22 protein-coding genes are annotated in these 21088 nt (G+C 72.7%); 9 read left to right on the top strand and 13 right to left on the bottom strand.

All coding sequences use genetic code 11. From position 1 onward, the window contains the following. Positions 1 to 97: 97 nt before the first annotated feature. From JNK12_02360 to JNK12_02350, 3 genes are read right to left on the bottom strand one after another with little or no spacing between them, the layout of a single operon-like run. Positions 98 to 928, bottom strand: a complete 831-nt coding sequence (locus JNK12_02360; protein ID MBL8774740.1) for an SDR family oxidoreductase — start codon at positions 926 to 928, stop codon at positions 98 to 100. Further along, on the bottom strand, positions 925 to 1605 hold the full coding sequence (locus JNK12_02355; protein MBL8774739.1) for a hypothetical protein: 681 nt from the start codon (positions 1603 to 1605) through the stop codon (positions 925 to 927). The genes JNK12_02360 and JNK12_02355 overlap by 4 nt, the downstream gene beginning before the upstream one ends. 55 nt (positions 1606 to 1660) lie before the next feature. Further along, positions 1661 to 2836: an acyl-CoA dehydrogenase family protein gene (locus JNK12_02350; protein MBL8774738.1), complete on the bottom strand. Its 1176-nt coding sequence runs from the start codon at positions 2834 to 2836 to the stop codon at positions 1661 to 1663. 100 nt (positions 2837 to 2936) lie between these two features. Between JNK12_02350 and JNK12_02345 the strand changes: the two genes are divergently transcribed. Beyond that, positions 2937 to 3881 carry an enoyl-CoA hydratase/isomerase family protein gene (locus tag JNK12_02345; GenBank protein ID MBL8774737.1) on the top strand — a complete coding sequence of 315 codons (945 nt, stop codon included), beginning with the start codon at positions 2937 to 2939 and terminating at the stop codon, positions 3879 to 3881. A gap of 205 nt (positions 3882 to 4086) precedes the next feature. Next, positions 4087 to 4497: a nitroreductase family deazaflavin-dependent oxidoreductase gene (locus JNK12_02340; protein ID MBL8774736.1), complete on the top strand. Its 411-nt coding sequence runs from the start codon at positions 4087 to 4089 to the stop codon at positions 4495 to 4497. Between the two features lie 375 nt (positions 4498 to 4872). Here the strand turns inward: JNK12_02340 and JNK12_02335 are convergent, their stop codons facing one another. Beyond that, positions 4873 to 6051 carry a CoA transferase gene (locus JNK12_02335; protein ID MBL8774735.1) on the bottom strand — a complete coding sequence of 393 codons (1179 nt, stop codon included), beginning with the start codon at positions 6049 to 6051 and terminating at the stop codon, positions 4873 to 4875. 92 nt (positions 6052 to 6143) lie between these two features. On the opposite strand from JNK12_02335, the gene JNK12_02330 reads away from it, so the two are divergent. After that, on the top strand, positions 6144 to 7304 hold the full coding sequence (locus JNK12_02330; protein MBL8774734.1) for a steroid 3-ketoacyl-CoA thiolase: 1161 nt from the start codon (positions 6144 to 6146) through the stop codon (positions 7302 to 7304). 34 nt (positions 7305 to 7338) lie between these two features. Further along, entirely contained in the window at positions 7339 to 8148 is an 810-nt protein-coding gene (locus JNK12_02325; protein MBL8774733.1) for an SDR family oxidoreductase, read from the top strand. A gap of 183 nt (positions 8149 to 8331) precedes the next feature. On the opposite strand, the gene JNK12_02320 is transcribed toward JNK12_02325, so the two are convergent. The 4 genes from JNK12_02320 to JNK12_02305 all read right to left on the bottom strand — a co-directional run bounded on the left by JNK12_02320 (position 8332) and on the right by JNK12_02305 (position 10638). Then, positions 8332 to 8691 (bottom strand): WhiB family transcriptional regulator, encoded by a 360-nt coding sequence (locus JNK12_02320; GenBank protein ID MBL8774732.1) that lies wholly within the window; start codon positions 8689 to 8691, stop codon positions 8332 to 8334. Further along, on the bottom strand, positions 8688 to 8879 hold the full coding sequence (locus tag JNK12_02315; protein MBL8774731.1) for a hypothetical protein: 192 nt from the start codon (positions 8877 to 8879) through the stop codon (positions 8688 to 8690). Before JNK12_02315 ends, JNK12_02320 begins: the two co-directional genes overlap by 4 nt. 154 nt (positions 8880 to 9033) lie before the next feature. Then, on the bottom strand, positions 9034 to 9591 hold the full coding sequence (locus JNK12_02310) for a fasciclin domain-containing protein (GenBank protein MBL8774730.1): 558 nt from the start codon (positions 9589 to 9591) through the stop codon (positions 9034 to 9036). 180 nt (positions 9592 to 9771) lie between these two features. Next, complete coding sequence (locus tag JNK12_02305; protein MBL8774729.1) at positions 9772 to 10638, bottom strand: B12-binding domain-containing protein; 867 nt, start codon at positions 10636 to 10638, stop codon at positions 9772 to 9774. A gap of 161 nt (positions 10639 to 10799) precedes the next feature. Here JNK12_02305 and JNK12_02300 point away from each other — a divergent pair, with 161 nt between their 5' ends. After that, positions 10800 to 11693 carry a hypothetical protein gene (locus JNK12_02300; protein ID MBL8774728.1) on the top strand — a complete coding sequence of 298 codons (894 nt, stop codon included), beginning with the start codon at positions 10800 to 10802 and terminating at the stop codon, positions 11691 to 11693. Between the two features lie 24 nt (positions 11694 to 11717). Here the strand turns inward: JNK12_02300 and JNK12_02295 are convergent, their stop codons facing one another. After that, on the bottom strand, positions 11718 to 13286 hold the full coding sequence (locus JNK12_02295) for an O-antigen ligase family protein (protein ID MBL8774727.1): 1569 nt from the start codon (positions 13284 to 13286) through the stop codon (positions 11718 to 11720). Next, positions 13283 to 13864 (bottom strand): hypothetical protein, encoded by a 582-nt coding sequence (locus tag JNK12_02290; protein ID MBL8774726.1) that lies wholly within the window; start codon positions 13862 to 13864, stop codon positions 13283 to 13285. The genes JNK12_02295 and JNK12_02290 overlap by 4 nt, the downstream gene beginning before the upstream one ends. A gap of 150 nt (positions 13865 to 14014) precedes the next feature. Here JNK12_02290 and JNK12_02285 point away from each other — a divergent pair, with 150 nt between their 5' ends. Then, positions 14015 to 15025 carry a hypothetical protein gene (locus JNK12_02285; GenBank protein ID MBL8774725.1) on the top strand — a complete coding sequence of 337 codons (1011 nt, stop codon included), beginning with the start codon at positions 14015 to 14017 and terminating at the stop codon, positions 15023 to 15025. A gap of 33 nt (positions 15026 to 15058) precedes the next feature. Here the strand turns inward: JNK12_02285 and JNK12_02280 are convergent, their stop codons facing one another. After that, positions 15059 to 16690 carry an acyl-CoA synthetase gene (locus JNK12_02280; protein MBL8774724.1) on the bottom strand — a complete coding sequence of 544 codons (1632 nt, stop codon included), beginning with the start codon at positions 16688 to 16690 and terminating at the stop codon, positions 15059 to 15061. 139 nt (positions 16691 to 16829) lie between these two features. Here JNK12_02280 and JNK12_02275 point away from each other — a divergent pair, with 139 nt between their 5' ends. Beyond that, positions 16830 to 17633 (top strand): crotonase/enoyl-CoA hydratase family protein, encoded by an 804-nt coding sequence (locus JNK12_02275; protein MBL8774723.1) that lies wholly within the window; start codon positions 16830 to 16832, stop codon positions 17631 to 17633. Positions 17634 to 17636: 3 nt separating this feature from the next. Here JNK12_02275 and JNK12_02270 read toward each other — a convergent pair whose 3' ends face one another. Beyond that, complete coding sequence (locus tag JNK12_02270) at positions 17637 to 18320, bottom strand: hypothetical protein (GenBank protein ID MBL8774722.1); 684 nt, start codon at positions 18318 to 18320, stop codon at positions 17637 to 17639. Positions 18321 to 18329: 9 nt separating this feature from the next. Continuing rightward, entirely contained in the window at positions 18330 to 18863 is a 534-nt protein-coding gene (locus tag JNK12_02265; GenBank protein MBL8774721.1) for an EthD domain-containing protein, read from the bottom strand. 78 nt (positions 18864 to 18941) lie between these two features. Between JNK12_02265 and JNK12_02260 the strand changes: the two genes are divergently transcribed. Together JNK12_02260 and JNK12_02255 are read left to right on the top strand one after the other, a co-directional pair. Further along, positions 18942 to 19748 carry a glucose 1-dehydrogenase gene (locus JNK12_02260; GenBank protein ID MBL8774720.1) on the top strand — a complete coding sequence of 269 codons (807 nt, stop codon included), beginning with the start codon at positions 18942 to 18944 and terminating at the stop codon, positions 19746 to 19748. Between the two features lie 120 nt (positions 19749 to 19868). Beyond that, the gene (locus JNK12_02255) at positions 19869 to 21074 is read left to right on the top strand and encodes an acyl-CoA dehydrogenase family protein (protein ID MBL8774719.1); all 1206 of its coding nucleotides are present in this window, start codon (positions 19869 to 19871) and stop codon (positions 21072 to 21074) included. The last annotated feature ends 14 nt before the right edge of the window (positions 21075 to 21088 follow it).

Genomic DNA, 21088 nt, shown 5'->3' with positions numbered 1-21088 from the left:
GCCTCCGGGACGCCCCGTCCGCCTCGACTCGTCACACCGCCGCCACGTCGGCAGTGCCGACCGCTGAGACCGTAGTCGCGTCGCCGCCGGCGGGCGGTCAGCGCCAGTCGGGGTGGAGGCCCTGGGTGCGGGCGAAGCGCTGGGCGGTGAAGGTCTCGCCGTTGTGCTCGGCGGCCTCGTCGGCGGTCGCCAGCCACGCCACCACGGAGGCGGGGACCGAGGGCGGCGCCACCGGGTACTTGTTCTCGAGGCCCAGCGCCTTCTGGTTGAGCTCCATTTTCTCGGTGAGCACCATGCCGGGCTCGACGTTGAAGCAGAGGATTCCGTCGTTGCCGTGCTCGACGGCGAGGATGCCGGCGGTGCGGTGGAAGGCGGCCTTGGACGCCGAGTAGGCGAGGCCCCAGCCGCCCTCGCCGGCCGGGGCCGCCGGGTCCTGCATGCCCGCCGCCGAGGTCATGTTGACGATGCGGCCGCCTCCCCGCTCGATCATCCCGGGCAGCACCGCCCGGATGAGCACGAGCTGCGACAGGTAGTTGGCCCGGACCTTCTGCTCGAAGTGCTCGGGGGAGGTGTCGAGGAAGCGGGTCATGCTGCCCGGCCCGGTGTGCACGGCGTTGTTGACCAGCACGTCGATCGGGCCCCACTCGGCCTCGACGGTGGCGACCGCGGCCGTCAGCGTGTCCGGGTCGAGCAGGTCGATGACAACCGGGAGCGCCCGCCCGCCGGCGGCCTCGACCGCCGCCGCCGTCGTGTCCAACCCGCCGGGGAGGTCGAGCCCGTCGGGCTTGGAGTCGTCGCGGCCGCTGCCCTCGGTCAAGGTGCGGGCGGCCACGGCCACGTCGCACCCGGCTTCGGCGAGGGCGATGGCCGACGCCTTGCCGATCCCTCGGCTGGCCCCCGTGACGAGGGCGATGGGGCGTTCACTCATGGGGCGTCCTGGAGGTCGAGGATCATGATCTTCTGCCAGATCTTGTTCGAGAGCGTGCTGGTCAGGTTCTCGATCTCCCGCACGGCGTCGAGCACGGTGCCGTCGGTCGACTCCTGCGCGTAGAGCGCCGCCAGCTTGCCGGTGATGGAGAGCATCTCGCTGCAGTAGTCGAGGTACCGGGTCAGCTCCCGGCGGCCGAGGTCCCGGGCGGGGGAGCGGGCCGTCCGCTGCTCCGGGTGCATCGTGGCGTCCGGGTCCTTCGTCAGCTGGTGCATGTCGATGACGTGGGCCACGCTGCGCAGCTCGTGGAGAGCCTTCAGGGCCCGGCGCCGCTGGCGGCGTCGGTCCAGCGACACGAGGAAGGCGACCGCGATCCCGACGAAGACCACGTCCTGGATGCCGTTCTGCGCGACGGCCAGCCACTCGTCGACGCCGGTGATCTCCGAGTCGAGCGACACCTGGGTCGCGGACAGGGCCAGCACCGCGAGCCCGATGGCGACGGCGGCGCCGGAAGCGACCCGCAGCCGCCAGTCGGGGCGTTGGACCCGGGCGATGGTCGCCTCGGTGGAGCGGGCGAGCGCGGTGAGCGACCCGGCCAGGTGATGGATGCCGCGCTCGGGGAAGCGGGCGCCGACGCGGGCCTCGAGGCGCTCGGTGGTGGCCACGATGCGGGTCACGTCGAGCGAGCGGGCGTCTCCCGCCGGATGGTCGGGTGGCGTGGCCGACCCTCCGTCAGCGGGGCGCTCGGGGGAGGCCGAGGCCCTGCATGGCGATGATGTCGCGCTGGATCTCGGTGGCGCCGCCGCCGAAGGTGCGGATCAGCGCCGACTGGCAGCGCTTCTCGAGGCGGCCGTGCAGCGCCGCCTCGGGGGACTCTCGGGCGAGGTAGGCGACGGAGCCGAGGATCTCCATGAGCCAGCGGTTGACCCGGATGTCGGACTCGGTGCCGAAGACCTTCATGGCCGACGCGTCGGCGCCCTTGAGATCGCCGGACTGGAGCGACCAGGCCACCTTCAGGTTCATCAGGCGCAGGGCCTCGGTCTCGGCGGTGGCGCGGGCGAGGTTGAGGCGCACCCAGTCCTGGTCGATGACCCGACGGCCGTCGGCCAGCTTGGTGTCCTGGGCCCAGCGGCGGACCTCGGCGATGATGCGCTCGACCGCGCCGGCGTTGCACAAGGCCACCCGCTCGTGGTTGAGCTGGGTGGTGATCAGGCGCCAGCCGGCGTTCTCCTCGCCGACGAGGTTGGCCACCGGGATGCGGACGTCCTGGTAGTAGGTGGCGTTGGTGCGGCCCTCGCCCATCACGTGGATGGGCGTGTGGCTGAAGCCCGGCGCGTCCGTGGGCATCAGGAGGATGGAGATGCCCTTGTGCTTCGGCGCGTCGGGATCGGTGCGCACCGCCAGCCAGAGCCAGTCGGCGACGTCGACCTGGGTGGTGAACACCTTCTGGCCGTTGACCACGTACTCGTCGCCGTCGCGGACGGCGGCGGTGCGGAGGGAAGCCAGGTCCGTGCCGGCGCCGGGCTCGGTGTAGCCGATGGCGAAGTGCAGCTCGCCGGCGAGGATCGGGGGCAGGAAGCGGGCCTTCTGCTCGTCGTTGCCGAAGCGCATGATCGTCGGGCCGACGGTGTTGATGGCCAACATGGGCACGGGGGCGTTGGCCCGCTGCACCTCGTCGAAGAAGATGAGCTGCTCCATGGGCGTGCGGCCCTGGCCGCCGTACTCCTTCGGCCAGCCGACGCCCAGCCAGCCGTCGCGGCCGATCTGGCGGACGAGCTCCTTGTAGAGCGGGCCCTCCCAGCCGGTCTCGGCGAGGGCGTCTTCGACCTCGGGCGTCATGAGCGCGGTGAAGTACTCGCGGAGCTCTTGGCGAAGCGCGACCTGCTCGGGGGTGAAGGCGAAATCCACGTCAGCGCGGCCCGGCAGCGAGAAGGGAGGGCATCGATCCATCATGGCGCAGCGCGGGCCGACCGACGGCCTCCAGCCCGGGGAGTGGGACAATCGTCGGATGCCGGCCGAACCCGACGCTCCCGACATGCCACATGTGCTCGTCGACGTGGCCGACGGCGTGGCCGTCCTCACTCTCAACCGCCCCGACAAGCTGAACGCCTTCACCGGCCGCATGGGCGACGAGCTGGGCGAGGCCTACCAGGCGTGCGATCAGGACGACCGGGTCCGGGCCGTGGTCGTGACCGGCGCCGGTCGCGGCTTCTGCGCCGGCGCCGACCTCGGCGGGGCGGGGGAGACGTTCGCCGCGCCAGGAACGAGGGGCGCGGCGTCGGCGGACCGGCCGACGCCGGTGGGCGGGGCGGCGTCCGGCGACGGGTCGTCGCTCGCGGGTGGGTCGTTGTCCGATGACGGGTCCTCGCGACCGGCGGCATCCCGGCCCTTCACCTCCTCGCCGGTGCAGCCCCGGGCGTGGGAAGTGCGCAAGCCGGTCATCGCCGCCATCAACGGACCGGCGCTGGGGATCGGGCTCAGCCTCACCATGCAGTGCGACCTGCGCTACGTCGCCGAGGACGCCACCCTCGGCTTCGTCCACGTCCGCATGGGGGTGCTGCCCGACGCCCATGCCCACTGGACGGTGCCACGCGCCGTCGGCTTCGCCGTCGCCCAGGACCTGCTGCTGACCGGCCGGCGCTTCAAGGGGAGCGAGGCCGCCGCCCTCGGTCTCGTCCACCGGGCCCTGCCCGCCGACGAGGTCCTGCCGGCGGCGCTGGCCACCGCCCGCGAGATCGCCACCGACACCGCCCCTCTCTCGGTGGCGGCGTCGAAGCGCCTCCTCTGGTCGACGCCGGCGCTCGACGCCGACGAGTGCGACCGCCTCGAGACTGCCTGGCACGAGGCCCTCATGGGTCGGGCCGACGCCCGCGAGGGCCCCATGGCCTTCCTCGAGCGGCGCGACCCGAACTGGTCCCTGAGCGTCACCGAGGACTGGCCCGCCGACCTCTGACCGGCTCGCGGACGCACGCGTCCCCGGACCGGCAGGCCGGCGAGGTGGAGGGGCGAGGGAGCATCCGCGCATCGCCTCGCTGTGCCACCCCCCCCTGCGCCGGAGGGGCGCCTGGCGCCCGGCGCCCGGACCTCGGCACGTGCGCGCCACGAGATGAGGACGATCGCCCCTGTCGCTCGCCCCAGAACGAGCGGACGCTGGGCCCATGGGTCTTGCCAACTCGGTCGTCGGCGGCGTGCTGCGCTCGCCAGCGCATCGACTGCTGTCCGGGTCGACCGCGCTGCTCACCTATGAGGGCCGGCGGACCGGTCGCCACATCGTCCTGCCCACCCGGTACGCCCGACACGGTGACGAGGTGGTGATCTTGGTCGGCCGCCCCGAGACCAAGCAGTGGTGGCGCAACTTCGAGCGGTCGCGTGATCTCGACGTGCTCCTCGCCGGCGAGAGGCATGCGATGGCAGGACAGGCGGTGCGTGGGGCAGACGAGCCTGACGCGGCGGCGCCGCTCCTCGCCGCTTACCTCGACCGCTTCCCGAAGGCGGCCAAGGTGCTCGGCGACGGCACGGACGACGACCGCCTCACCCGGGCGGTGCTCGTGCGCTGCCGCCCCCGCTGACCTCGCCCGCCGCTGTCGACGCCGCCCCGGTTCTCGGAAGGCTCGGGCCGCGGGTGGCGGCGTCAGCGTTCCGAGAAGGCGGGACCTTCGGCGGGGCTGCGTTCTCGGAAGCGTGAGGCCGCTGTCGGCGGTCTCACCGTTCCCGGATCGGCGGGCCCCAACCGCGGTTGGCGTGGTGCGCTCCGGGGATGCTCGCTGTGCGAGGCGGCGGCGCCGGCGATAGTCCACCCTCAGGGGTTCGCCTCGAGCGACCCCCTGCCCAACGGGGTAGCGGCTCGGCGGGTGGCGACGCAACGGCTTCGGGCCACGCGCAGGGACGAGCATGGCCGGAAACGGACTGCGGCGACAGGACCCGCCGAGTCGCGGGGTGGCCCCCTACGAGATGGCGCCGGCCTCGCGCAGGGTCGCCAGCTCCTCCGTCGAGTAGCCCGCCGCCGCCAGGACGGCGTCGGTGTCGTCGCCGGGGTGGTGGGGCGGGCCGGCCACGCCCTCGGGGGTCGCCGAGAAGCGGGGCGCCGGCGCGGGCTGAGGGACGCCGTCGACCTCGAGGAAGGCCGAGCGGGCCACCGCGTGGGGGTGTGCCGGCGCCTCCTCGGGGCTGAGCACCGGAGCGACGCACGCGTCGCGACCGGCGAAGACCGAGCACCACTCGTCGCGGGTCCGTGTCCGGAAGATCGCCGCGAAGCGCTCCTTCTTCGCCGGCCAGAGCGACGGATCCATCTGCTCGGCCGGATCCTCCGGGTTCTCGACGTCGGGGCCCGCGAGCCCCAGCCCTTCGAGCAGCGCCGCGTAGAACTGCGGCTCGATGGCGCCGACCGCCACCCAGCCGCCGTCGGCGCACTCGTACACCTCGTAGAAGTGCGACCCGGTGTCGAGGTGGTTCGTGCCCCGGGGCCCCCAGAAGCCGCTGTTGCGGGCGGAGAAGAACGGGGTGAGCAGGAGGGCGGCGCCGTCGACCATGGCGGCGTCGACCACCTGGCCGGTGCCGGTGCGCGACGCCGCCAGCACCGCGCTGACGATGCCGAAGGCCAGCAGCATCCCGCCGCCGGCGAAGTCACCGAGCACGTTGATGGGAGGCGTCGGCGGCTGGCCCGCCCGACCCAGCGGCTCGAGCGCGCCGGACAGCGCGATGTAGTCGATGTCGTGCCCGGCCTCCTGGGCCATCGGCCCGTCCTGGCCCCAGCCGGTGAGGCGCCCGTAGACGATGGCCGGGTTGCGGGCGAGGCAGTCGTCCGGGCCGATGCCCAGACGCTCGGCCACCCCGGGACGGAACACCTCGATGACCGCGTCGGCGCCCTCGCACAGCCGCAGGAACGCCTCGACGCCGCCGGCCTGCTTCAGGTCGAGCGCCACCGATCGCTTGCCCCGGTGCATGGCGTTGGTGGCCGGCCGGGACCGGTCGACCGACGCCGCCTCGGCCACCCGGTCGATCCGCACCACCTCGGCGCCGAGGTCGGCCAGCATCATCCCGGTGAACCACCCCGGGCCGAGGCCCACCAGCTCGATCACGCGGACCCCGTCGAGCGGTCCGCCTCCCCCCGAGGTCGGCGTCATGTGCACGAAAACTAGAACAGATTCTAGAGTTGCCCCGACCCGCACGATTCCCCGGCTCGCACCACCGCGTCCGGAAGCGAAAGAGGCACCTCATGGCCAACCCCGTCATCGTCGAAGCCGTCCGCACGCCGATCGGCAAGCGCAACGGCTGGCTGTCCGGCCTCCACGCCTCCGCGGTGCTGGCCCACGCCCAGGCCTCCGTGGTCGAGCGCGCGGGCATCGAGCCCGGCAGCGTCGAGCAGATCGTGGGTGGCTGTGTCACCCAGGCCGGCGAGCAGGCCTCCAACGTCACCCGCACCGCCTGGCTGAGCAAGGGCCTGCCTTACGAGGTGGCGGCCACCACCATCGACTGCCAGTGCGGCTCGGCCCAGCAGGCCAACAACTTCGTCAGCAACCTGATCGCCGCCGACGCCATCGACATCGGCATCGCCTGCGGTGTCGAGGCCATGAGCCGCGTCGGCCTCGGGGCCAACGCCTACAACGGCCCCGGCTCGTCCCGCCCCGACGAGTTCCCGTGGGACATGCCCGACCAGTTCGGCGCCGCCCAGCGCATCGCCGAGAACCGGGGCATCACCCGTGACGACATCGAGTGGCTGGGCTTCGAGAGCCAGCGCAAGGCCGCCCGGGCCGTCGAGGAGGGCCGCTTCGAGCGAGAGATCGCCCCGATCGAGGTGCCGGTCATGGGTGAGGACGGCCCCACCGGTGAGACCCAGGTGATCAGCAAGGACCAGGGCCCCCGTGAGACCACGCGTGAGGGCCTGGCCAAGCTCAAGCCCGTCGTCGAGGGCCACATCCACACCGCCGGCACCAGCTCGCAGATCTCCGACGGCGCTGCCGCCGTGCTGTGGATGTCCGAGGAGCGGGCCAAGGCCGAGGGCCTCAAGCCCCGTGCCCGCATCGTGGCTCAGGTGCTCGTCGGCTCGGATCCCTACTACCACCTCGACGGTCCCCGTGACGCCACCACCAAGGTGCTGGCCAAGGCCGGAATGACCATGGGCGACATCGACCTGTGCGAGGTCAACGAGGCCTTCGCCTCCGTCGTCATGTCGTGGGGCCAGCTCCACGAGCCGGACTGGGAGTACGTCAACACCAACGGCGGCGCCATCGCCCTCGGCCACCCCGTCGGCAGCACCGGCAGCCGCCTCATCACCACCGCCCTGCACGAGCTCGAGCGCACCGACAAGAACACGGCGCTCATCTCGATGTGCTGCGGCGGCGCGCTGGCCACCGGCACCATCATCGAGCGGATCTAGCCCGGGTCCGGGGGACGAGGGACAGGGGCCGGCCGTGGGTCGACTCGACGGCCGCGTCGCGGTCATCACCGGCGCGGCGTCGGGCATCGGCGCGGCCACCGCGCAGCGCTTCGCCGCCGAGGGCGCGTCCATCGCCGGCCTCGACCTCGCCGGGCCCAGCCCCGAGGTCGTCGCCGGCCTCGAGGCGTCCGCGCCAGAGGTGGCCTACTGGCCGCTCGACGTGCGCGACGAGGCCCAGATCGAGGCGCGGGTCGCCGACGTGGTCGAGCGCTTCGGGCGCATCGACATCCTCCTCAACGCCGCGGGCGTGGCCTCGGCCGGCTCGGTCGACCAGGTGCCCGCCGAGGAGTGGGACCGCGTCCTCGACATCAACCTCAAGGGCACCTACCTGGTGACCAAGCACGTCGTGCCCCACATGGTGGCGGCGGGCGCCGGCAGCATCGTCAACATCGCCAGCATCGAGGGAATCGTGGGCTTCTCGGGTCAGGCCGCCTACAACGCCTCCAAGGGGGCGGTGGTGCTGCTGACCCGCAACATGGCCACCGACTACGGACGCTCGGGGGTGCGGGTGAACTGTGTGTGCCCCGGGCTCATCGACACGCCGATGACCGAGGTGCTCCACGACCCGTCGCTGGCGACGATCCGGAACTGGTTCGTCGACCAGCACCTCATGGGTCGGGCGGGCCGGCCCGAGGAGGTCGCCGCCGCGATCCTCTTCCTCGCCTCCGACGACGCCTCGTTCGTCACGGGCCACTCGCTCGTGGTCGACGGCGGGTTCGTGGCCGGTCGCCGGTTCCCCTTGGACGAGCTCGGCTCCCTGCCCGACGTCGACTTCCCGCAGTAGCCAGGCGGCGACGACACCTCACCGCGGCGAACGACCGGCGATCTCTGGCGATCGCCCGGGTTGCTTCGTGACCTGAGAACCCGACTGGCTCCCGATCCGCCCTTGGGAGCAAGCGGACCGGGAGCCAGGGGTGCCGCCCAGCCGGCGCGCCGGGGGGAAGCGCGCGGGGGCGGAGGTGCGTCGCTAGCTGGCGGTCGCCCGCCGGCCACCGACCGAGACCGCGACCTGCACCGATCGGCGGGTGATGGCGCGGGGAGCGAAGCCGGCCTCGGCCCGCTCCTCCTCGTTCTCGCCGCCCCACAGGCCGGCCTCGTGGTTGATCCGGGCCTCCTCCCGACACGGTGCCTGGACGGGGCAGACGGCGCAGTACTTCCGGGCGAGGTCCTCCCGGCGGGCCCGGGCCTCGGGGCGCTCGCCGGCCGGGGCGAAGAACAGGTGCGTCTTGCCCTTGCACTTGGCGTGGACGTTCCACCAGCGCTCCTGCCACAGGAGCGCCCCGTCGGCGCCCGTGGTGCGCTCGGCGTCGACCACCGGGGCGGTCATGGCTCGACCTCGACTCGGACCGGTGCCGGCTCGACCGAGGGCTCGAAGGCACGGCTCAGCACGACGATGGCGGCGATGAGGCTGTAGGCGGCGCCGAGGGCGTTGCCGGAGGCCAACCCCAGCCAGGCGGCGAGTACCACCAGGCCGGCCACGATGGCCAGGTGCGGGAGTGAGGGGCGGTGGTGCACTGGGGGACCTCCAGGTCTGCGGTGGGGGCACCTCGGGGCGGAGGGCTCGGCCCTCCGCCCCTCGATGCCGGCGGTGCTACGGGTGTTGCGGTGCTGTCGGTGGTGCTGTCCTACGGGTGGTTCGGTGCGACAGGGAGCGCGGGATGCCCGGCGCTCAGCCGGCCGGGACCAGCACGGTGTCGATCACGTGGATCACGCCGTTCGAGGTGACGATGTCGGCCGTGGTCACGGTGGCGTCGTTGACCTTCACGGTGTCGCCGTCGACGGTGATGGTGAGGGTCTCGCCGTTGAGGGCCTCGACCTCCATGCCGTCCGACAGGTCGGCGGCCATCACGTCGCCGTCCACCACGTGGTAGGTGAGGACGTTGGCGAGGGCGTCGGGGTCGGCGAGCAGCTCGTCGAGGGTCCCCGCGGGCAGGGCCTCGAAGGCGGCGTCGGTCGGAGCGAACACGGTGTACGGGCCCTCATCCGAGAGGGTCTCGGCCAGGCCGGCGGCCTCGACGGCCGTCACGAGGGTGGTGAAGTCGCCGGCGGCGACGGCGGTCTCGACGATGTTCGCCTCGGCGGCGGCGTCGTCGGGCGCTGCGGTGGTCTCGGTGGGCGCCTCGGTGGTGGTGGCGCTCTCGTCGTCACCGTCGCTGCTGCAAGCGGCGACGAGGAGGGCGGCGGCGAAGGCCACTGCGCCGAGCTTGAGGATCTTGGGGGTGCGCATGGGAGGGGTTCCTTGGGGGGAGGGGCTGTTAGTGATAAATAACTTTTAGCACTAAGTCAGAAGAATCACAACCCGCAGACGAAGAGAACTTCGTCCGACCGGCGCGAGGGGTCGGCGCTCGGTCGCCTCGGTGGGAGGCTGGGTCGCCCTCGCCAGGGGCCCGGGAGTGGCGCGGCTTCGTCAGTCGCTGGCGAGGCGCTCGAAGAGCTCGATGGCCTCGGCGTGGCTCGAGGCCCACCCGTCGGCGCCGAGGGCCCGTGCGTGGGCCTCGTCGGCGAGGCCGCCGCCGCCGAGCACCACGGGCACGTCCGTGGCTTCGTGCACCGCGGCGGCGGTCGCCTCGACGGTGGTGTCGAGGCCGGGCGCGATCACGCTGATGCCCACGGCCTTCAGCCGCTCGGCACCCCGTACCGCGTCGAGCCACGCCTCCGTGGGGACGTTGGCGCCGAGGTCCACGACCGCGAAACCCCGCCCCCGCAGCGGGTCGGCCAGCAGGCTCACGGTCAGGCCGTGGCTGTCGCCCGGTGCGGCGCCGAGCACGATGGTGCCGCGCTTGCGGCCGCGGCGGGCGAACGACGGGCCCAGGCGGCCCACGAGGCGCTGGACGGTGACGGTGGCGGTGTGCTCGTCGGCGACGGACGCATCGCCGCGGGCCCACCGGTCGCCGACCTCGGCCATGGCGGGGACGAGCAGGTCGGTGTAGATCGTCTCCGGGGTCGCCCCGGCGGTCAACGCGTCCTCGATGAGCTGCCAGGTGCCGGGCTCGTCACCCTCGATCAGCCGGCCCGCGAGGCGGCTCGGCTCGGCGGTCCAGGTCCTCGGGCGGTGGTCGGCGGGCGCCGTCGGCGACGTGCGGTCGTCGGCGGTGGCCCCGGCCCGAGCGCGGCGGCCCACCTCGAGGTCGGCGAGGTCGGCGGGGTCCACCCGCCACTCTGCGCCCTCCTTGACCGCGGCCAGGCGGCCGGTGCGCACATAGCGGTAGGCGGTCATGTAGTGCACGCCGAGCACGTCAGCGGCGTCCTGCAGGCTGATGAGCTCGGTGACCATGCCCCGAAAGTTAGGGCTAAATGCATCCAAGTGGCGGACTCTGCTCGAACCAATTGCTTAACCTCGCACCCGTGGGGGACTCGAGTGCGGGCCGGATCGAACGGTCGCGGCGTGGCGCGGGCCGTCACTCCTGGCGCCGGGTGGCCCCGAGCGTGGCCCTCGTGACGGCACTCTCGCTGGCGGGGGCACTCTCGGCCTGTTCCACCGGGGACCCGGTGGGCGACGGCGCCGCCGCGGACACGGTGGCGCCGCGCAGCAGCACCGGCCCGGCGCCCTCGGCTCCGGGCGCGGCGACGGCGCCGCCGGTCACCCTCGCCGCCGGCGATCCCGAGGGTGCCCGTCTCCGGATCACCCAGGACCTGACCGACTGCTGCTACCCGGCCGGGCACCTGTCCTGGCTGCTCGTGCTGGATCCCGACGGAGCCGCCGTGGTGCAGCGCCAGCTCCGCCCGCCGGCCGATCCCTCCCCGGTGGTCGACGTGACCCTTCCCGAGGGGCCGTACCACGTCGTGTCCGCGCAGCAGGCCTGTGCCGCGACGTGCGCCTCGGTCGGTGACGCGGTCGACCGGTGCGATGCGGAGGTCGACCTGGCGCCGGGCTCCACCAACTACCTCACCATCGGGGTCGACCCGGGTGCGGGCTGCGCGATCGTCCTCGCGGCGACACCCCTCGGGGCGCCCGTCGCCGACGAGGTGGCGCTGCCGGCCGCCGAGGTCGACTGCGGCTTCGACGCGTCGTTGGCCGAGGCGGCCGCCACGGGGCGCAACGTGGTGCTCAGCGAGGCCCGCCGGTGCCTGGCCGCGGCGGCTCGGCGGGGCGTGTCGGCATGGCTCCAAGCCGATGAGCCGGGCGACGGTGCCCTGGTCCCGGCGACCGTGGTCTACCGCCTCGCGGCCGACGGGAGCGTCGACGTCTACCAGGTGGTGGATCCCACCGCCCCGGTCTGGGCCTGGATCCGCTCGTCCTGCGCGGGCACCGCTCCCGACGAGGTCCGGGGCTTCCTCGTCCAGGGGTGCGCGGCCGCCGAGGCGGTGCCCTGGGTGGCCACGACCTGAGCGCGACCCGGGCGCGCTGTCCCCTCAGGCGGGGACGAGCTCGTGTTCGGGGCGGTCGGGCCGGTCCGGGTCCCGCGGAAGTGGGGTGCGCCCCGCACCCGCCGGCGCCGGCGCGGTCTCGACGCCGTAAGGGCGGATGAGCAAGCTCACGGCCAAGGCCACGAGGAGCCAGATGTAGCGGTTCCAGATGGTGTCGACGAACAGGGTGACCACCACGTTGGCGGCGAAGGCGCTGCCGAGGGCCAGGAGCGCCACTTCGTGGGCGCGGAGTGGCCCCGCTCGTCCCGCGTAGCGCACCCCGCCCTCGATGACGCCGAAGCAGAGCAGGGCCCATCCCGCCAGGCCGATCAGGCCGAGGCCCACCCAGATCTCCAGGTGCCCGTCGTGGAGCTTGGAGGGCGCGTCGTCCCGGAGGCCGGACCCCGTCGCCAGGCTGTGCCACCCACGCGCCTCGAGCCCGCGGGTCGCGTTCTGGTAGCGCAGGATGGTCGACTCGGCCGTGCGCTCGCTGTCCGCCGATCCTTCCCGCAGCAGGAGTCGGTCGAGCGACGGCGCCCGCACGGTGGTGAAGAGGCTGAGCACGACCATCGCCGTCACGATGCCGGCACCGATGAGCACATGGCGGCCGAAGCCGCGGCGGATCAGGCGCCACACCGCCGGGACGCATCCGACGAGCAGGGCGAGCAGCGCGCTCCGCGAGCCCGAGAAGAGGACGCCGAGGAACAGGCCCGCAGCGGCCGCGCCGAGCACGAGTCGCGCCCGCCAGCCCGTGGCTTCGATGAGCAGGATGACGGCCAGCGCGCCGCCGACCGCCGACACGCCGCCGAAGAGGTTGGGGTTGGTGGCGATGGACTCCGCCGCCGCCGTGGTACCCCGGAAGTAGTCGAGGAGCGGGTACGGGACCACGGTGAGGCCGACGGCGCGGTCGCCGAACGTCGAGCGATCGAGGAACGGCGCTCCGGTGACATCGCCGAGCGCGCTCACGAGGCCCGAGATGGCGCCCACGACCACGAAGGCGACGAGGAGGCGGCGGGCTTCCCGGCCCGACGGGGCGACGCGGATGATGGCCACGGCCGCCAATGCGGCCACCGCCAGCAGGCGGACCAGGAGCTTGGCGCTCACCACGGCCTCGTCGGCGAAGACCAGTCCGACGAATCCGCCGAGGGCCATCAGGACGATGCCGTTGCGGACCAGGGCCGGCAGCGGGGACGATTTCGGTCGCTCGTGCCGGGACACCAGGGCCACGCCGGCCGCCACGACGAGGACGAGGTCGGCGACGGCCACGCCGGCGGTGAGGCGAACGTTCTGGAGGGGGAGCAGGGCGAAGGTGACGACGAGCAGCAGCAGTGCGACGGCGCGCAGGTCGCCGTGGCGCAGGTCACGGCCGGCGTCGACGAGCCACGCCTGCGACGTCCTCGACGCACGGCGAGGGAAGGCGCGGAGCTCCCGCTCGAGCGGACGCACCTCGCGCCGGGCCCGGAGGAACAGGTGGCGTGCCTCGCGCTGGGCCCGTCGACCCCATCGCTGCACCTCGCGCGTCCCGCGTGAGCCCGATCGCCGGACGTTGCGGAGGGTCCGCTGGGCGGCGTTCACGGTGCCACCCCCCGGGCGCTGCGCCGGCGGGCCACCACCAGCGCGGCGGTGAGCGCGAGCGCGACCAGGAGGCCCAGCAGGGCGATGCCGAAGGCCTTGCGCACGGGCCCGTTGGCCCCCTCGTAGACGTACGGGCCGACGGCCACGCCGTTGATGTCCTCGGGGGACCACCGCACCTTCAGGTGGTACGGCCCGGGTTCGGGGACGGTGAACGTGAACTCGGCGTGGCCACCGATCCCCGACGGGTCGGTGTAGGTGACGAAGCTCTGGAAGCGGCGCAGGGTGGTGCGTCGGCTGCCCGGCTCGTCGGGGAGGAGGATGATCTCGTTCGGGTCGATGTAGCTGTTGGGCGTGACGGGGCCCTCGACGTAGAGCAGGTACTCGCCGGCGCGGTCGAACTCGAGCTCGGCCTGCCCCGGGGCGCCGGCGCGCTCGAAGCGCTGGATGCGGTCCTCGACCTGGTTGGACTCCTGGCCCACGAGGGTCACTGCGACCGCGAGCGAAGCGAGCAGCACGAGGGCAGGCGCCGCGAACCAGACGCGCGATGGCCGACGTGCCGCCGGAGCCTCGGGACCCACGGGCGGGATCCTAACGAGCCGGCGTGGAAGCGTCGGGCCGCCCACCCGGCCGGCCGAGCGGCGGTGTCGAGGCCGTCCGCCGCCCGGCGAGTAGCGTGACCCGCCGTGGTGGGTGCCCGTCCAAGCCGCGCCCGGCGGTCGTTGGCGCCGGTGGCGCTGCTCTTGACCCTCGTCGCCGCGGCCTGTGCCGGGGCGAGCGACGAGGTGGCCCCCGAGGCGCTCCCGTTCGTGGGTGGGCCCATCATCGCGGCCGACCTGTCGCAGGCCCTCGGACCCCCCGCGCCGGCCGACGCCCTCGGCGGGGACGAGGTCCAGGACGCGCTCGCCACCACCTGCTTCGACGGCGACCTGCGCGCCTGCGACGACCTCTACCAGCGGGGCGCCCCGGCCTCGGCCTACGCCGCCTACGCGTTCTCCTGCGGCGGTCGCCTCAACCCACCGCCGGCGGAGGGTGTCGCACCCAACTGTCGTCTGCGGAGCGCCGACCACGTCCCCGCGGCGGGAGGGACGCTGCCGTCCGGCGACTCGCCCTCGCTCGATCGCATCGCCGAGCAGTGCGGTGCACTGGGTGGCACCGAGGCGTGCGACACGCTGTATCGCCTCGCGCCCCAGGGCACGGAGTACGCCAGCTACGGCATCACCTGCGGGTACCGGTCCGCGGACACCCGTCCCAACGCCTGCGCGGGCTACGACGGTGTCCCCGGGGGCCGCCCACCCACCGGGGTGAGCGGCGACGCCGAGCTCGACCTCCTCGCCCAGGAGTGCTTCGCGGCCCGCCTCAGCTCGTGCGACGAGCTCTACGCGTCCAGCGACCGCGGCACGAGCTACGAGACGTACGCCCAGACCTGTGGCGGGCGGTTGGTCGACCTCGTCGAGCGCGTCCAGCCCTTGTGCGACCTGCGTTTCAACGACCCGGTGAGCGCGGAGGCGGCGCCCTCGCCCGGGCGCCTCGGCGACTCCGAGCGCCTCGACGGCCTGGTGGAGGAGTGTGCGGCCGGGTCGATGAAGGGCTGCGACGAGCTCTTCTACCGCAGCGAGCTCAACACGGACTACGAGAACTGGGGCGCCACCTGTGGCGGACGCTTCGCCGCCCAGCGCCGCGACCTCCAGTTCAGCGCCGCCGGCGAATGCGACGCCAGAGTGGTCACCGAGACCCCCTGACGCCGGGCGCCGGGACCCGACCGGCCGGCACGGTCAGCCGATCTGGGTCGACTCGATCTCCCCGGCCGCCACCGACTGGGCCCAGCGGTAGTCGGCCTTGCCGCTCGGCGAGCGCTGCATGGTGGTGACCGCATGGAGCTGACGGGGCACCTTGTAGCCCGCGATCTTGGTGCGGCAGTGGTCCTGGATGTCGGCCAGGCCGGGCGCGGCGCCCTCGCGGAGCTGGACGACCGCAGCCACGCGCTGTCCCCAGCGGTCGTCGGCCACGCCGACGACGACGGCATCGAACACGTCGGGGTGGGACTTGACCGCCCCTTCGACCTCCTCGGGGAAGATCTTCTCGCCGCCCGAGTTGATGGACACCGAGCCCCGGCCGAGCAAGGTGATGGTGCCGTCGGCCTCGAGGTAGGCGAAGTCACCCGGCATCGCGTAGCGGGTGCCGTCGGGCCCGGTGACGAAGGTCTCCGCGGTCTTGACGGGGTCGTTGTAGTACCCGACCGGGATGTTGCCCGACCGCGCCACCTTGCCCATGACCCCGGTGCCCGGCTCGAGGGGGACGAGGTGCTCGTCGAGGACGAAGGCGCCCTTGATGGTGCTGACGGTCGGGCCGCCCGCCATCTTGGTGTTGCCCTTGGTGATCACGGCCATCCCGTTGTTGCCGCTCTCGGAGGACCCGATGGCGTCGGTGATGACGAGGTCGGGGAGCTGGTCGAAGAACTTGTCCTTCACCGCGCTCGAGAAGATGGCCGCGCTGCTGGTGAGCGCGAAGAGCGACGACGGGTCGTACCGGTCGCGGTGCGCCTCGAGCTCCTCGATCAGGGGCCGGCCCATGGCGTCGCCCGTGATCATCATGAGGTTGACCTTCTCCTCGGCCACGGTCCGCCACACCTCGGCGGGGTCGAACTTGGCGCACAGGATCACCTTGTTGCCGGTGAAGCTCTGGCCCATCACGCCCCACTGGGTGGCGCCGTGCATGAGCGGGGCGATGGGGAAGAAGGTGAGCTGGCCGCCGGCGGCGACGCCCTTCTCGACCATCTCCTCAGGGCGGGTCACCTTCTCGCTGGTGTAGGGGTCGATGCCGCCGCCGAGGGCCATGAAGACGTCCTCGTGGCGCCAGACCACGCCCTTCGGCATGCCCGTGGTGCCGCCGGTGTAGAGGATGTAGTGGTCGTCGGGCGAGCGGGGCCCGAAGTCGCGCTCGGGCGAGCCGCCCGCCAGGGCCTCCTCGAAGGGGATGGCCTCGAGGCCGTCGAGATCGGCGCCGCTGCCGTCCTCCAGGACGATCGAGTGCTGGAGCAGCGGGAGGTTGTCGATCACGTTGCGCACCCGGGGGGCGAACTCCCGGGCGAACACGAGGGCCTTCAGGTCGGCGTTGCCGAACAGATAGGCGAGCTCGTCCTCGACGTAGCGGTAGTTGATGTTGATCCAGACCGCCCGCAGTTTGAACACGGCCCACAGGGTCTCGACCCACTCGACCGAGTTGTAGGCGTAGATGCCCACGTGGTCACCGGGGGCCACCCCCTGCGCGGCCAGGTGGTGCGCGAGGCGGTTGGCGCGCGCCTCCATCTCGGCGTACGTGCGGCGCTCGCCGTCGGCCACCAGGTACTCGCGGTCACCGAAGGCGTCGGCAGCGTTCTCGAACAGGTCGGCCAGGTTGAACTCCATGAGCGGGCAGTATCCCTGAAAACTGGAATCTGTTCTAGATTCCCCGCGTCCGTAGTCACGTTGCGCCGCGAAGCGGCGCAGCGAGAGGAGCGAGCGTCGGGTCCCGAAGGGGCGACGACGAAGGAGTCGCAAAGCCAGCATGAAGTCCGGAACCGAGAACCTGACGGTCGAGCTCGACGGCTCGACCATGGTCGTCACCATGAACCGCCCGGAGGCCAAGAACGCCCTCAGCCTCCCGATGCTCGTGGGGATGGCCGACGCGTGGGTCGAGGCGGACGAGGACGACCGCGTGCGCTGCATCATCCTCACCGGCGCCGGCGGGGACTTCTGCACCGGCATGGACCTCAAGGCCTTCGCCGGCGGCGACCAGAGCGACGAGAAGTACCAGCAGCGCATGGCCGACGACCCCGACCTGCACTGGAAGGCGCTGCTGCGCCACTACCAGCCGAAGAAGCCGCTGATCGCCGCGGTCGAGGGCTACGCGGTGGCCGGCGGCACCGAGATCCTCCAGGCCACGGACATCCGGGTGGCGGGCGAGAGCGCCACCTTCGGCGTGTTCGAGGCCAAGCGGGGGCTGTTCCCCCTCGGCGGTTCGACCGTGCGCCTGCGCCGCCAGATCCCCTTCACCGTGGCCATGGACATGTTGCTGTCGGCCCGCTCGATGACCGCCGAGGAGGCGCTGCGCTACGGCCTCGTCGGCCACGTCGTGCCCGACGGCCAGGCCCTCGCGAAGGCCAAGGAGATCGCCGGCGTGATCGGGGAGTGCGGCCCCCTGGCGGTCGAGGCCATCAAGCGGTCGGTGCGCGAGACCGAGGGCATGTCCGAAGAGGACGGCCTCGCCCACGAGCTCGAGATCGGCTGGCCCATCTTCGGCACCGAGGACGCCAAGGAGGGGGCGAAGGCCTTCAAGGAGAAGCGCCCCGCCAACTTCCAGCGCAAGTAGGGGCTAGCTGAGCCCGCTCTTCGGGCGGATGAAGAGGCACTCGGCCTCGGCCAGCAGGCTGTCGCCGTCCTTGGCCGTGCCCCAGCAGAGGATCTTGCGGCCCTCGACGCTGCGCACCCCCGCCTCGTAGTCGATGCGCCGGTTCAAGGGCGTGGGGAGGATCATGCGCACCGTCAGGGTGCCGGTGAAGCCGGCGTAGCCACTGGCCATCTGCGCGCAGCCGAGGAGGTCGTCGAACGCGGCAGCCACGAAGCCACCGTGGAGGCTGTGGGTGGGGCCTTCGTAGGCGTCGGTCCAGATCGCGTGGCCGCGGGTGATCTCGTCGTCGGTCATGTCGATGAACAGCGGCGGGGCCAGGGGGTTGCTGCGCCCGCTGATGCCGCTGCGCTCGACCAGGACCCCGTCCTCGCCGCCCGCGGTGGACATCCCGCCCTTGCGGCGCAGGGAGGGGTGGGCATCCAGCTCGTCGGCCAATCCCATCGCCGTCGTGATCAGGCTGACGAGCTCGTCGTCCTGGCTGTCCTCGATGTCGAGCAGCGCCACGGCCTCGATGATGCGCTTGGCCTGGCGCACGAGCTCGTGCTTGCGCAGGCGGGGCCCCGCGTCAGGGGCGGGGCCACCGGCCCAGAGTTGGCGGGCGTCGGCCGGGAGCATGGGCTCGTCCGACCACTCGGGTTGCTCGGGCATGGGCCGAGGTTACGGGAGCGCCAGGTCGGTGCCGATCAGGCGGCGCCCGGCGGGCAGGTCGAGGAAGGTGGCGACGTCGGCGGCGATGGCCGCGCGACCCTCGTCCGAGCCGTACATCCGCTCGCGCTGGTCGTCGCGCGTGGCGAAGGCCAGCTCGGCCATCCCGTCGAAGGCGGGGGCCCCGGGCGTGAGCGCGTCGGTGATCACGTGCTGCACGTACCGGGCCAGGCCGGGGTGGTGGGCCCGGGCGAGAGGGGTGTGGACCGTGGTCCAGTGCTCGACGAACTGGTCGTGGGTGAGGTCCGGGTGGCGGCGCACGAAGACCAGTTGCACCACCTCCGGGTGCCCGGCGAGGTCGTCCCACTGCTCGTGGGCCTCGGCGGCGTAGACGTCGACGCCGCCGCCCACCCACTCGGGCTCGGCGTGCAGCCAGGCCACCGCGGCGACCCCACCCTCGCCGCCGGGGTCGGCCACCACCAGGCGGAGGCCCGCGGGGAGGTCGAGGGCGCCGGACTGCCAGGAGGCCAGGAGGAGCTCTGCCATCGGGCCATCATGGTCCCCGTCGGCCCGAAAGGCGCGGCCGGACGATCGAGACCTCCGCTCAGCGGGGGAGGGGGACACATGGGAACGCTCGACGGCAAGGTGGCCATCGTGACGGGGGCGGGTCAGGGCATCGGTCGGGGCATCGCCCGCCGGCTGGCCGGCGCCGGCGCCTCGGTGCTCGTGGCGGAGCTCAACCCGGAGTCGGCCGAGCGCGCCGCCACCGAGCTGCGCGACGACTTCGGGGTCGACGCGGAGTGGACCCGCACCGACGTCGCGGTGAAGGAGGACGTGCGCTCCATGGTCTCCACGGCGCAGGCACGGTGGGGTGGGGTGGACGTGCTCGTCAACAACGCCTGGGGCGGCGGCGGGTTCGGGCGCATCGAGTGGAAGGACGACGAGGAGATCGAGCGGGGCCTGAAGGTCGGCTTCTGGGGGGCCTACTGGGGCATGCAGGCCTGCTTCCCGATCCTGCGCGAACGCGGCGGCGGCTCCATCGTCAACCTGTGCTCGCTCAACGGGGTCAACGCCCACCTGTACACCGTCGAGTACAACACCGCGAAGGAGGCCGTCCGTGCCTTCAGCCGCAGCGCCGCCCGTGAGTGGGCCCGCCACGCCATCCGGGTCAACGTGATCTGCCCGGCGGCGGTCACGCCCGCCTACGAGATGTTCCAGCAGTTCGCCCCGGAGAACGCCGCGGAGCTGCTGGCCATGAACCCCATGGGGCGGATGGGCGACCCCGAGGCGGACATCGGCGGCGTGGCGGTCTTCCTCGCCGGCGACGACAGCCGCTACTTGACCGGCAACACGCTCTTCGTCGACGGTGGCAGCCACATCAACGGCGTGAGCTGGGACCCCGGTCTGCCCGAGGACCAGCCGGCGAGCTGATCGGGGGCGGGCGCGGGCGCCCGGATCTGCCCTCGCCGACGGCGCGCAAGTAGGGTCCTGACGACCCGTCAGATCTCCGGAGCGCCCTGCGCCTCCGTCCCCAGGAGCCCAGCGACCACCGTGGACCTGCAGTTCAGCCAGGAAGAGGAGACCTTCCGCGCCGAGGTCCGCGAGTACCTCGAGACGCAGCTCTCGGGCGACTTCGCCGGGGTGCGCGGCGTGGGCGGCCCCGGCTACGAGCACGAGATGTTCGAGGAGCGCCTCGCCTGGGAGCGCCGCCTCGGCGCCGACGGCTGGACCTGCCTCGCCTGGCCGAAGGAGCACGGGGGTCGGGGCCTCACCCTCATGCAGCAGGTGATCTGGCACGAGGAGTACGCCCGCGCCGGCGCGCCCGCCCGGGTGGGCCACATCGGCGAGACCCTTGTCGGCCCCACCATCATCGCCTTCGGCACCGCCGAGCAGCAGCAGCGCTTCCTGCCCAAGATCGCCTCGGGTGAAGAGCTGTGGTGCCAGGGCTACTCCGAGCCCAACGCCGGCTCGGACCTCGCCAACGTGGGCACCAAGGCCGAGCTCGACGGTGACGAGTGGGTCATCTCCGGCCAGAAGGTCTGGACGTCGCTGGCCCATTGGGCCGACTGGGTCTTCGTGCTCTGCCGCACCGATCGCGACGCCCCCAAGCACAAGGGCATCTCCTACCTGCTCTGCCCGATGCGCCAGGACGGCGTCGACATCCGCCCCATCGTGCAGGTCACCGGCTCGTCCGAGTTCAACGAGGTGTTCTTCGACGGCGCCCGCACCTCGACGGCGAACCTCGTCGGTGAGGTGAACGGCGGCTGGCGCGTGGCCATGGGCACGCTCGCGTTCGAGCGGGGCACCTCCACCTTCGGCCAGCAGCTCGGCTTCCAGGCCGAGCTCGAGCGGGTCATCGACGCCGCCCGGGCCAACGGCGCCCTCGAGCGGCCGGCCATCCGCCAGCGCATCGTCGACGCGTGGATCGGCCTCCGGCTGATGCGCTTCACCGCCATGCGCACCTTGTCGGCGATCGACGCCCACGGCGGCGAGCCGGGGCCCGAGGCCAGCATCAACAAGCTCTTCTGGGCCACCTGGCACCGCAACCTCGGCGAGCTGGCCATGGACGTGCTCGGTGCCGAAGCAACCCTCGCCACCGACGGCGGCGAAGGCGCGGCCTACGAGGACGCCCTCACCGCCTTCCAGCGCCTGTTCCTGTTCACCCGCTCCGACACGATCTACGCCGGTTCAAACCAGATCCAGCGCAACATCATCGGCGAGCGGGTGCTCGGCCTCCCTCCCGAACCCAAGGTGTGACCCGCAGCCATGAC

It is taken from the genome of Acidimicrobiales bacterium (assembly GCA_016794585.1).
Lineage (GTDB): Bacteria > Actinomycetota > Acidimicrobiia > Acidimicrobiales > DATDAH01 > JAEUJM01.
Note: the sequence above shows the minus strand (reverse complement) of the source record. Positions and strands in the feature narration are given on the sequence as shown.

Coding starts and splice junctions, on each gene's coding strand:
- JNK12_02360 (MBL8774740.1), bottom strand. CDS start 928: ATGAGTGAACGCCCCATCGCCCTCGTCACGGGGGCCAGCCGAGGGATC.
- JNK12_02345 (MBL8774737.1), top strand. CDS start 2,937: ATGCCGGCCGAACCCGACGCTCCCGACATGCCACATGTGCTCGTCGAC.
- JNK12_02340 (MBL8774736.1), top strand. CDS start 4,087: ATGGGTCTTGCCAACTCGGTCGTCGGCGGCGTGCTGCGCTCGCCAGCG.
- JNK12_02335 (MBL8774735.1), bottom strand. CDS start 6,051: ATGACGCCGACCTCGGGGGGAGGCGGACCGCTCGACGGGGTCCGCGTG.
- JNK12_02330 (MBL8774734.1), top strand. CDS start 6,144: ATGGCCAACCCCGTCATCGTCGAAGCCGTCCGCACGCCGATCGGCAAG.
- JNK12_02320 (MBL8774732.1), bottom strand. CDS start 8,691: ATGACCGCCCCGGTGGTCGACGCCGAGCGCACCACGGGCGCCGACGGG.
- JNK12_02310 (MBL8774730.1), bottom strand. CDS start 9,591: ATGCGCACCCCCAAGATCCTCAAGCTCGGCGCAGTGGCCTTCGCCGCC.
- JNK12_02305 (MBL8774729.1), bottom strand. CDS start 10,638: ATGGTCACCGAGCTCATCAGCCTGCAGGACGCCGCTGACGTGCTCGGC.
- JNK12_02280 (MBL8774724.1), bottom strand. CDS start 16,690: ATGGAGTTCAACCTGGCCGACCTGTTCGAGAACGCTGCCGACGCCTTC.
- JNK12_02275 (MBL8774723.1), top strand. CDS start 16,830: ATGAAGTCCGGAACCGAGAACCTGACGGTCGAGCTCGACGGCTCGACC.
- JNK12_02270 (MBL8774722.1), bottom strand. CDS start 18,320: ATGCCCGAGCAACCCGAGTGGTCGGACGAGCCCATGCTCCCGGCCGAC.
- JNK12_02265 (MBL8774721.1), bottom strand. CDS start 18,863: ATGGCAGAGCTCCTCCTGGCCTCCTGGCAGTCCGGCGCCCTCGACCTC.
- JNK12_02260 (MBL8774720.1), top strand. CDS start 18,942: ATGGGAACGCTCGACGGCAAGGTGGCCATCGTGACGGGGGCGGGTCAG.